Source organism: Paenibacillus sp. yr247 (genome assembly GCF_900103825.1).
Classification (GTDB): Bacteria; Bacillota; Bacilli; order Paenibacillales; family NBRC-103111; genus Paenibacillus_E.
Genome location: NZ_FNIF01000054.1, coordinates 1 through 9,330 on the forward strand (window position 1 = coordinate 1; position 9,330 = coordinate 9,330).

Here is a 9,330-nt window from a genome sequence, read left to right on the forward strand (position 1 = left end):
ACCAGCACCAAAGCCTGTAAGCAGTCAGTCTTCTTTTGCAGATCAAGTGGTTTCCTTAGTAAATCAGGAACGCGCTAAGGCTGGTCTGAGTCCGCTTGTTATGGACAAAGCATTGTCAGCAATGGCACTGGATAAAGCCAAGGACATGTATAATAACCATTACTTTGACCATACATCGCCTACCTACGGTTCTCCGTTTGACATGATGAACTCGTATAGTATTCAATACAGCTATGCCGGCGAAAATATTGCCATGGGGCAGCAAACACCGCAAGACGTTATGACGTCATGGATGAATAGCGCAGGGCATCGTCAAAACATTTTAAGTCCGAATTATACCAAAATCGGTGTCGGCTATTACAATGGCGAATGGGTGCAAGAATTCATCGCTAACTAATAAATCTCTAAATATAAAAGCAAGACCCTAACTCTCCGATTTGAGAGTCGGGGTCTATTTCTCTAATGCCTTAGGTGTCTGGTGAAAATAAAGTATTAGACTGAATGTCTTGAGAGCACGCGGCTTTTAATTACAGAAAACCGTCAGACTCCGTAAAATAAGTATTAGACTGCCCCCCCCCCCCGAAATCGAAACAGCGACAGCCAGGGACTAGAAAATAAAGTCTTAGACTGTCGCTGTTTTATTTAACTATCGTTTTCAGTTAGCTTAACGACTTATGTCTCTTATCATACTTGAGAACCAAAGTTTTCATTTACTTGTATCTTCTTCTATTTCGTTTTCATTATTATTTTGTGTTTTAATTGTAGCTTCTGCCGTACTTTCAAAGTCATGTCTAGGGAATCAAGGAACTGAATAATGATCACATTAGCCCCTTGTCTGCCATTTACTTCAGGCTATTTCGGCTTTTGCATTGAGTTTATCCGTCTTCGTAGGTGGCGCTATGGCGGTACCAACAGCAACACACGCTGCTACTGCAAATGCTACGTCAACAGCTTCAACTTCCGTATCTAATAAAGCCAACAACATCATCGCTTTAGGTAAGAACTATCTTGGCGTTCCTTATAAGTTCGGCGCTCAGAAAGGAAATACAAGTACATTTGACTGTTCTTCATTTACCCAATATGTATTTGGCAAGAACGGCATTAACTTGCCGCGTTCTTCTAAACAGCAGTCACAAGTAGGTAAGTTCGTGCCGCGGAATCAACTGCAACCAGGTGACTTGGTATTCTTCTATTCGCCGATCCATCACGTAGGTATCTACATTGGTAACGGTAAAGTAATGCACACCTACGGTAGCCCTGGCGTTACGATCACGGATATGAACAGCGGCTGGTGGAGCAACCATTACGCTACGGCACGCCGTGTACTATAAGGGAAACACAAAAGAAACGTCACCTTCACGGGGTGGCGTTTTTTCTTTGTAGTTCCGACGAAGGAATAGTGGACTATAGTCCACGCAAGGGATAAATGCTGACATAATATAGATGGTAGTTTATCCCCCTTTTAAAAGGAGCGTGTATGAATATGGGATATGGTGTAGGAGTAGACGGTCATCGTCGCAATAGCAGTGTGGAGATTTTAGTTCTCTTTATTCTTTTGGTTATCATTACTATGGCTTTTGCATGGTAACTTAATTTCAGTAAAGAAATGGGGTTCACGGGATCTCCCCTGTGGGCCTTTTCTTTATTTCCCTATCCTAGCCCCCACGATGTCCCCAAATGAAATCCACGTCAGCTCCGTAAGGCACTTCAACCTGATCCGTCTTGGCGGTAAGTGTTGGAAGGAATAGCGCGGAATGGGTATCGAAGTGGGGGTATAGACCTAGTACAAAACCATCAACTTGACCGTATATTGGTATTGCCAGCCAGCACACTCAACTCATTCATCACCCTCAGTTAAACAACAAAACGGTCTGGATTCGCACCTATTAGCGATAAGACCGTTTTTGTTTTTCTCGATATTCTTTTTGTTGGTTTAAGGAATTACCATGCAAAAGTCATTGAGATAATAACCAAAAGAATAAAAAGAACTAAGACAAATGCTGTGCTTGAACCACCATAACCTCCACCATAACCTACGCCCATGTTTACTCATTCCCCTCAAGTAAATTTTCATTACGGTATAATCATACGCTCGGCACATAGTGATTGCTTGGACATAAGCCGTTCTTCTAAAGTCAGGCGGTCCCAATTAGTCGAAGCTTGACCACTTGGATTTTGCCGAAGTTCAAATTTTACTGCAAAATTTTATTTTTCCCCGAAGCTCAATTTTGTTTTACATACGGTCTGTTGCCATGATGGTGAGAAATGATGACGTGCTCCCCGCCATAGGGGGTCTAAACGTAGAAGAAGCCCAACGGGACCACCGTCAGGTTGTTGATACGCTATAGAACAAAGCTTTCTAGATCTTCGTTGATCTCTTGATCCGTGATGCCTATGTAGCTTAGCGTGATTGACGGGTGGCTATGATTAAGTATCTTCTGAAGCTTAGCTACGTCCATGGTCTGTTTGTAGAACCAGTAGCCAAAGGTCTTCCGTAGCGTATGATTACCCACCGAATCTACCCCTGCAAAGTCAGCCGCTTTGTTCAGCTGCCTGTAAGATTGTGTTGGCGTAATGGCCCCGTCACCTTTACGGGAAGGGAACAACCATTCACTGTCTAGCGTGTCTATGTAGGCGTTTAAAGCGTCATAGACGTTGCCTAGCTTTAATTCCCGCGGCTTCCCCGTCTTTCCTTCCTGGACCATTACACGCTGTTTCCTACGTACATCCTTGACCTTCAGCTTAACCAGGTCACCTACACGTAATCCTGTATTGATCCCCAGTAAAAACAAGATGTAATCCCGTTCTGAACAGTGGCGGCGAAGTGCCCACTTGAAGTCTTCTATCTTGTCCTTGGATCTGATTGGCTTAACGTCCTTGATTTGATTCACGATGTAATTCCCCCAGTAAAATCAATGATTTGAATGTACGTTATTTTTTGGATAAACCTAGAATACCGCACATACGAGGAAAAGTCCACCAATACAAGGGAATGAATGTATGTTTTTATTTAATATCGTACATTGGATGACAAAAGAAAAAACCGCAATCTCCATTTAGGAGGAACGGTTTATTTTGCATTTTGTATTCCTTCCAGCAAGGAAGCCCTGACTTATGTCCAAGCAAACACTATGTACCGAGCGTATGATTATACCGTAATGAAAATTCACTTGAGGGGAATGAGTAAACATGGGATTAGGTTATGGTGGAAGTTGTGCAGGTTACGGTGTTGGTTCAAGCGCAGCAGCTGTTTTGGTTCTTTTCATTCTTTTGGTTATCATCACATCAGCTTTTGTAATTTAGTTTCTTAAACCAACATCACAAAGAATATCGAGAAAAACAAAAACGGTCTTATCGCGAAATAGATGCGAATATAGACCGTTTTTGTTTTTGTTTAAATGAGGGTTGACGAATGAGTTGAGTGTGGTTGGCAATATCAATATATGGTCAAGTTGATGGTTGCGCACTAGGTCTAATACCTCACTTCGATACCCATTTCTCCAACAAGCGGCCGTCGTCACTGGACCTTTGTGTCTGGTTTCTCTTTTTAATTTAGGCTATGTTAAATCTTAATGTTGTTTTTACTCCAAAAGAAAACCGCCCTACGAAAAGGCGGTTAATTGAGCTATCGTTTTCCGTTAGCTTAATCACTCATCGGACTTTATCCTAAACTGAATCCAATCGATTCCTGTGACCTTGGTCTTAGTTGTTAGTCCATGAAATTCCCATACCCCTAGTCCTGGAGTAGAAGGACCATTAACCTCCCATTTATAAGCCAATTTATGAGAAATTACTAATGTCGAGAAAATTGCATCTGAAATATCTTCCTTATTTAAGGCTGTGGCAAAACTAACTTCATATAAAGATTCGTCCTTCCAATATCGCTCACACGCTAACAAGGTAGCCTTTGTTTCACATATGTCATCAAATTTCGTAAGTAGCTTTAATGCTTTTTCCTTTGTGTTCACTTTGAAAAATGCATGCCAATAAATGTATTTGTGCATTTAGTTCTCCTAAATTTCTGAACTGTTTTCTCACTATTCTATATGAATATTCAGTTTCCCTTCTTAAACTATTTTGCACGTTTGCGGAATAGGCCACCGAATTTATCACCGGCAGCCTGTTAGATCTTGTTATGGAGCTATCGTTACCCGTTAGTTTAATCAACGTTGCAATCAAGATTAGCTCCACGGATTACAGGATGCTTAAGCAACTTGTAATTTGAAGATACTAAGTCAATATATTGTTGCCGAGTATAGCCATTGTGCTGCAGATTAAAAGTATCGAGATCCATCTCTTCCGGAAATCCAAACCATTCATAGACTTTTTGTCTCTTCTGAAAATTGTTCGGGTGAAGTAGGTCACTCCACTCACCAAATTGGGGTTCACAATTAAGCACCCTTAACAGCTCATACATGGGAAGACTTAATGCAACCCCGCGGTTGCTGAAATCACACTGCGTCCTATCCTCTAAAGTTGTTTTAACTTCTTCCATATCTAAGGGCTTGTCCGCGATTGCTGTACCGAGTCCCCATGAGAAGCGCAGTACGTGGGGACCATGATTTTCTCTTAAGAAACTCAGGTGCATGGGAAAATCAATATCTTTCTCTTCGAGCTGCTTATGGCCCACAATGTCATGCGTTCCCCAAATAATATCCCCATCAGACATAAATTCTGCACGCAATAAAGGGTAAGAGCATATGTCTTCAAAGGGTAAATCTTTATCTGTCGTCTTTAGTTCATAAAATCGAAAGAGTATTGGCACTGTCATCAGAGAGTTCCAGTTGTGTTCATCAGGTAATAAGGGTGACAATTTCTTTTTCTCCCCTATGATTAAAGCGAATCCGTAATGCGCGCGATCGATCTCGAATCTAAAGATATCTCCGGGCTTATATTTGATCGTTCGATGTGGCATTGTTCTCATCCTGTCCACTTTATTGAAATAATCAGGCGGACAGGTTTCAATATAATGTGTTATCCAATGCCGAAGCTCGTCGAGAGTATGAAGGTTATTGTCCGAATCAATTGGCAGGTTGATGTGATTTCTAGGATTATACGCATGTATGCCAGAGCCTAACCTTTCACTTGTCAGACGGAAGCTAACTGTACATCCAGATGGGGTTGGAGCAATGATATTAGTTGGCGTAATTTTCTTTTCCTTGCCTTTTTCTGTTTTCGGTAAGATGGTGGTCCGATTCTTCGTAGCCATGACCGTATCGAACTCCGTGTAGTGAAACCGAAAAAACGGATCAAATTTGATCACTTTTCGTATTACGTCCTCTTGATCATAATAAACGGTCGTTCCAGATTTAACTTCAACCTCTTCCCACTCGTCACGCACCGGATCTAAGCCGAAATAAGGCCGATGTTCATTCGTTAGCCGAAAGGTTAAAAACTCTTTCATCTCTAATTCGTCCATGCTGATCTTCATCTTTACTCCCTCTCATCTGTTAAGGTAGGCTAGGCTAACTAAGGCAATCATACAAACCTCACCCGATGCTTATAAATCACCCGCTGGTTCAGCGGCAGTGGTAGATCCATATTCCGATTTACTACTCTGGATAATATGCTAGCCACTTCTTATCCACCTTTTCAGCATCCACCAAAGCTCGATAAACCACTACACTTATTTTACCATGATTTGTAACTAAACTGCCCGTTAGCTCAAAGAAGCCGCCATTCATGTGCTGGCAGCTTTGTCCTGACTGTTCTTTCTACTATCGTTTCCCGTTAGTTTAATCAATTACTGTAGTTGAATGAAATGCAACATACAGGGGCTCTCTGTAAAAAACTTACTTGAACCATGATGTGGAGAGATATGTACCAATCCAATGAGTTTGTACTTGAAAAAGGAGCTGTGTACGCAGCTCCTTCGCTGTTTTAGAATGGTTTTCTATAAACCTTGATGATACGTGTACCGCTTCGGATAAGCCTTTGCGCCTGCGCTAGGTTGATCCGGACTAAGACGGAAATATCGCTCGTCGCGTTTTCCACGTCGAATACCTTGAAAATCCGTCCGTTGGCAAACAATACGCCTTTCAACTCGACTTTCGTTGTGCTAGTAGGTTTCGGATCTACTTTTGCAAATGTCGTACGCTTTACACCTGCACGAAGGAGTGCTGCTGCTTGTTGTGCGGTCGTCCGCACTCCAAATACTGGATCAATTTCAACTCCGGTTGTTATCGCCTCCACCTCAACAATCATAAAAAAACGATCGCCGATCTTAGCTATGCTATTTGCTCCGATATTTATCGGTTGCGCCATGTTTCATCACCCCCTCGCACTACAATATGAGGGGATGCAACCGGGGGGCATGATATAATCGTCTATTTATCCGTTCATACCGATAAATGTGCAAAATGCTCGTATTTGATTTACTCCATTCTTCTGCCCGTTACTTTAACGAAACCAAGGAGCAGCTACCGCGTGGCGAGCTGCTCCCTGGTTATTGCACTATCGTTCACCGTTAGCTCAATCGTACTTTTATTTGATTGAGATGATGATTGTCGTGGTCAATAAATATCTTTAGATATGTCTCAACTGTAAATTGGCGATTCCCCGAGCCAATTGTAAATATTACATCACTCTCGATTCCAGACATCATTTCAATTAACAGTCTTCTTTTCTCAACAAACTCATCTATTAAAGAGCCAGTTGTTTTAAAAGCACTGATATATTGAATAGCCTCACTATTATGCTCATCATGGTCGGGAAATGAGATTAATACAGCTCCTTGATCCATAGATGGAAAATGCTTCTCCAGGATGAATTTATCCCAATAAAATAGATGACCTATTATTTCCTTAACTGACCATTTGCCTTCACTTATTGGTTCGAGGAAACGAGGTTCATCAAGCTCCTTAAACCTCGTTATTTCTTTGATTATCTTTCCATAGTTCAGTACTTCTTTAGCAGCCATATTAATCCTCCCATATAACTTTTAAATAATGTTAATTATATCCTTAACTGGTGTAATTGCAAAGAACATGCGTTCGCAATATTTCTAGTGGGCTAAACTATGCTGCCCGTTACTTGAATGAACAAAAAAAGAGGAGCTGCCGCGATCAGTCTCCTCCGCTATAGTTCGCCGTTAGTTTAGTGAGCAGATATCTTTCTTCTTTAATTCAGGGTTATTCTGAACCTGATTAATTACAGAACCAATGAAGGAATCAACGATGCAGTGTGGTGTTTCCGAGGTTGATTTTAATTGTGGAACAAATAACGTACCGATGAAGAAATTGTGTTCTGGTAATTCAATTATTCTAGGGTTTCCCAAGGAATCTGTTCCAACTATTTTTAATCCGACTTCATGAATTTGAGCTTCGTATTCTGGACTAAGTCCATAATTACACCTAAACTGTTCAATTACATTTGTTTCTTGATAAATTTCAAACACTTTCGAAGGTTTCTTTATGATGATTTCGCCTATTTGACCAAGTAGTGAACAAGTAAGTTTACTGATAACTAATTGAGCTGAGTGAGGATCTCGTTCTTCGTGTCCTGCTTCCTTCAACATCAATTTGTTTCTTGCATACTCAATAATGATGTATTGATACCCACCGCAAGATCCTAACAAAGGCACATTGTTTTCACGAGAAAATTCAATAATACTTAATACCCCATCAATAGAATTAGGGGAACCCGGAGCTATCCAAAAACCTTTATATGTTTCTTTGATGGTATCAATTTGTTCAATTATAGTAGTTGTAGGAATCCACTCTGGCTCGATAGTGACTCCTAATTTCTTAGATGAATGAATAAGTGCATTATTTGTAGCGAGCTGTGATGGATATTCTGGATTATAGTCACCAACAATTCCTATCTTCACTAGACATGCCCCCTCTCAAAGTTAACTAAGCTGCATATCAAAATCCGCGGAGCCTCATGGTGTAGTTTATTGAGCTTGTTCTCAATTAGTTGAAAAATCAAGCTCCTTTGTATGCTGAAGAGGTTGCCGATAATGCCGGTATCCTGTTGTTATTGGGCTATCGTATCCGTCCTTCGGAGTCATGGTTTAATTGCATCTACTATTAATGAAACAAACCCCAATTGTCCATTTTGATTCCGGTGATCAAACCTTTTAGAACGATAAATAAAGCCCTTTGCTTCATCCCAGTAATTATAATGAAACTCCCCGTTCTCATCACAATATTCGAGAAGCTGAACCTGAAAACCAACGGATTCAAACATTGTCTTTAACGTTCTATAAGTATGAACAATTTTGTGAGAGGCTGCAGGATGATCTTTTGATCCCGGACCTCCTATTTTAACGATATTTTGATAGTCCTCATTAGGAAAGAAAGCATCCGGAACAGCACAACGGATATACCCACCAGGCTTTAAATATTCAATACAAATCATCGCTGCTTGAATTCCCTCATCATATGTTAAGTGTTCCCATACATGTTCAGCTAAAATGGCAGTAATGGAGTTGGGTGAAAATCTTCGATCCCAATTATCCTTTTTTAGTAGATTCAGTTCTTCTTCTTGAGTATGCATCCATCCCGGATTATTGTTGCTTCCTCCTGCTCCTACAACCACTCTTAATTCTTGAGTCACATAATCACTTCCTTTTTTTTCTAATTATAAGTGGAAAATGACTATCTTAAAATGGATTTTTGTTATTTATAGATGGAGTTTTATATCAGTATCCTTCCCTTTAGTTGAGCAAAGGCTGCCGATTATGCCGGCAGCCTTATCTTGATAGTGTATGTAACTAACGTTTCTCGATAGCTCAGTATTCCCCAGAATAGCGTTTCATGATCTAGGAAGGCTTCATTCAATTCGGATTTCCCTACGATTCTTTCTGTTTATAACCGTCAACTATTAAATCCAACTTTCCTGTTTCCGGGTCGATTACAAGGCCATGAACAGGAATATGTTTTGGCAGGAGGGGATGGTTCTTGACCGTTTGCACGCTTCCTTTGACGGAATCTTCAACACTATCGAAACCGTGTAGCCACTGTTGCAAATTAATTCCGGAACTTTCGAGGGTGTCGATAGTTTCGGAAGATATGCCGTTCTCCTTCATTTTATTAATGGTTTCGCCAGGGTCAATACAGCTCATCCCGCAATCATGGTGTCCGACCACAAACACTTCATCGGCATTTAATTCATATACAGCGACAATAACGCTACGCATAACGCTGCCAAATGGATGCAAAACAATCGCTCCAGCATCTTTAATGATTTTGGAATTTCCATCCTTAATATTTAACGCTCGGGGAAGAAGGTCGGTAAGCCTTGAGTCCATACAAGTTACAACAACCATCTTTCTATCTTTGAATCTAGATGCTTTATATTTTTCAAATTCCTTCTTCTCTACAAACT

General features: G+C 40.8%; 12 protein-coding genes. 3 read left to right on the forward strand and 9 right to left on the reverse strand.

Annotated elements, in window-relative coordinates:
• Nucleotides 1-397: CAP domain-containing protein (locus BLT91_RS29710; protein WP_254777205.1), on the forward strand; the 397-nt coding region annotated here is incomplete at its 5' end.
• A 502-nt stretch (nt 398-899) separates the two neighbouring features.
• Entirely contained in the window at nt 900-1,331 is a 432-nt protein-coding gene (locus tag BLT91_RS29715) for a C40 family peptidase (RefSeq protein ID WP_090827793.1), read from the forward strand.
• 610 nt (nt 1,332-1,941) lie between these two features.
• On the opposite strand, the gene BLT91_RS33315 is transcribed toward BLT91_RS29715, so the two are convergent.
• Nucleotides 1,942-2,043: a YjcZ family sporulation protein gene (locus BLT91_RS33315; RefSeq protein ID WP_254777206.1), complete on the reverse strand. Its 102-nt coding sequence runs from the start codon at nt 2,041-2,043 to the stop codon at nt 1,942-1,944.
• A 299-nt stretch (nt 2,044-2,342) separates the two neighbouring features.
• The gene (locus tag BLT91_RS29720) at nt 2,343-2,891 is read right to left on the reverse strand and encodes a tyrosine-type recombinase/integrase (RefSeq protein WP_090827795.1); all 549 of its coding nucleotides are present in this window, start codon (nt 2,889-2,891) and stop codon (nt 2,343-2,345) included.
• 298 nt (nt 2,892-3,189) lie between these two features.
• Here BLT91_RS29720 and BLT91_RS32445 point away from each other — a divergent pair, with 298 nt between their 5' ends.
• A complete protein-coding gene (locus BLT91_RS32445) occupies nt 3,190-3,303 on the forward strand; it encodes a YjcZ family sporulation protein (RefSeq protein WP_217635304.1) in 114 nt (37 codons plus the stop codon).
• A gap of 344 nt (nt 3,304-3,647) precedes the next feature.
• Here BLT91_RS32445 and BLT91_RS29725 read toward each other — a convergent pair whose 3' ends face one another.
• The 7 genes from BLT91_RS29725 to BLT91_RS29755 form a co-directional block, all read right to left on the reverse strand.
• Nucleotides 3,648-4,004: a hypothetical protein gene (locus tag BLT91_RS29725; RefSeq protein WP_090827797.1), complete on the reverse strand. Its 357-nt coding sequence runs from the start codon at nt 4,002-4,004 to the stop codon at nt 3,648-3,650.
• A 155-nt stretch (nt 4,005-4,159) separates the two neighbouring features.
• Nucleotides 4,160-5,431, reverse strand: a complete 1,272-nt coding sequence (locus BLT91_RS29730; RefSeq protein WP_090827799.1) for an immunity 26/phosphotriesterase HocA family protein — start codon at nt 5,429-5,431, stop codon at nt 4,160-4,162.
• 449 nt (nt 5,432-5,880) lie between these two features.
• Nucleotides 5,881-6,264, reverse strand: coding sequence for a hypothetical protein (locus BLT91_RS29735; protein WP_090827800.1), 384 nt, complete (start codon nt 6,262-6,264; stop codon nt 5,881-5,883).
• Between the two features lie 202 nt (nt 6,265-6,466).
• Complete coding sequence (locus BLT91_RS29740; protein WP_090827802.1) at nt 6,467-6,919, reverse strand: DinB family protein; 453 nt, start codon at nt 6,917-6,919, stop codon at nt 6,467-6,469.
• A 171-nt stretch (nt 6,920-7,090) separates the two neighbouring features.
• On the reverse strand, nt 7,091-7,828 hold the full coding sequence (locus tag BLT91_RS29745) for a CTP synthase C-terminal region-related (seleno)protein (protein WP_090827804.1): 738 nt from the start codon (nt 7,826-7,828) through the stop codon (nt 7,091-7,093).
• 179 nt (nt 7,829-8,007) lie between these two features.
• Nucleotides 8,008-8,499, reverse strand: a complete 492-nt coding sequence (locus BLT91_RS29750) for a class I SAM-dependent methyltransferase (protein ID WP_175532600.1) — start codon at nt 8,497-8,499, stop codon at nt 8,008-8,010.
• A 295-nt stretch (nt 8,500-8,794) separates the two neighbouring features.
• On the reverse strand, nt 8,795-9,330 hold a 536-nt coding region (locus BLT91_RS29755), incomplete at its 5' end, for a beta-class carbonic anhydrase (RefSeq protein WP_090827808.1).

Excerpts from the sequence above, each read along its gene's own strand:
- BLT91_RS29715 (WP_090827793.1), top strand. The coding sequence starts at position 900 with ATGGCGGTACCAACAGCAACACACGCTGCTACTGCAAATGCTACGTCA.
- BLT91_RS33315 (WP_254777206.1), bottom strand. The coding sequence starts at position 2,043 with ATGGGCGTAGGTTATGGTGGAGGTTATGGTGGTTCAAGCACAGCATTT.
- BLT91_RS32445 (WP_217635304.1), top strand. The coding sequence starts at position 3,190 with ATGGGATTAGGTTATGGTGGAAGTTGTGCAGGTTACGGTGTTGGTTCA.
- BLT91_RS29725 (WP_090827797.1), bottom strand. The coding sequence starts at position 4,004 with ATGCACAAATACATTTATTGGCATGCATTTTTCAAAGTGAACACAAAG.
- BLT91_RS29730 (WP_090827799.1), bottom strand. The coding sequence starts at position 5,431 with ATGAAGATCAGCATGGACGAATTAGAGATGAAAGAGTTTTTAACCTTT.
- BLT91_RS29735 (WP_090827800.1), bottom strand. The coding sequence starts at position 6,264 with ATGGCGCAACCGATAAATATCGGAGCAAATAGCATAGCTAAGATCGGC.
- BLT91_RS29740 (WP_090827802.1), bottom strand. The coding sequence starts at position 6,919 with ATGGCTGCTAAAGAAGTACTGAACTATGGAAAGATAATCAAAGAAATA.
- BLT91_RS29750 (WP_175532600.1), bottom strand. The coding sequence starts at position 8,499 with ATGCATACTCAAGAAGAAGAACTGAATCTACTAAAAAAGGATAATTGG.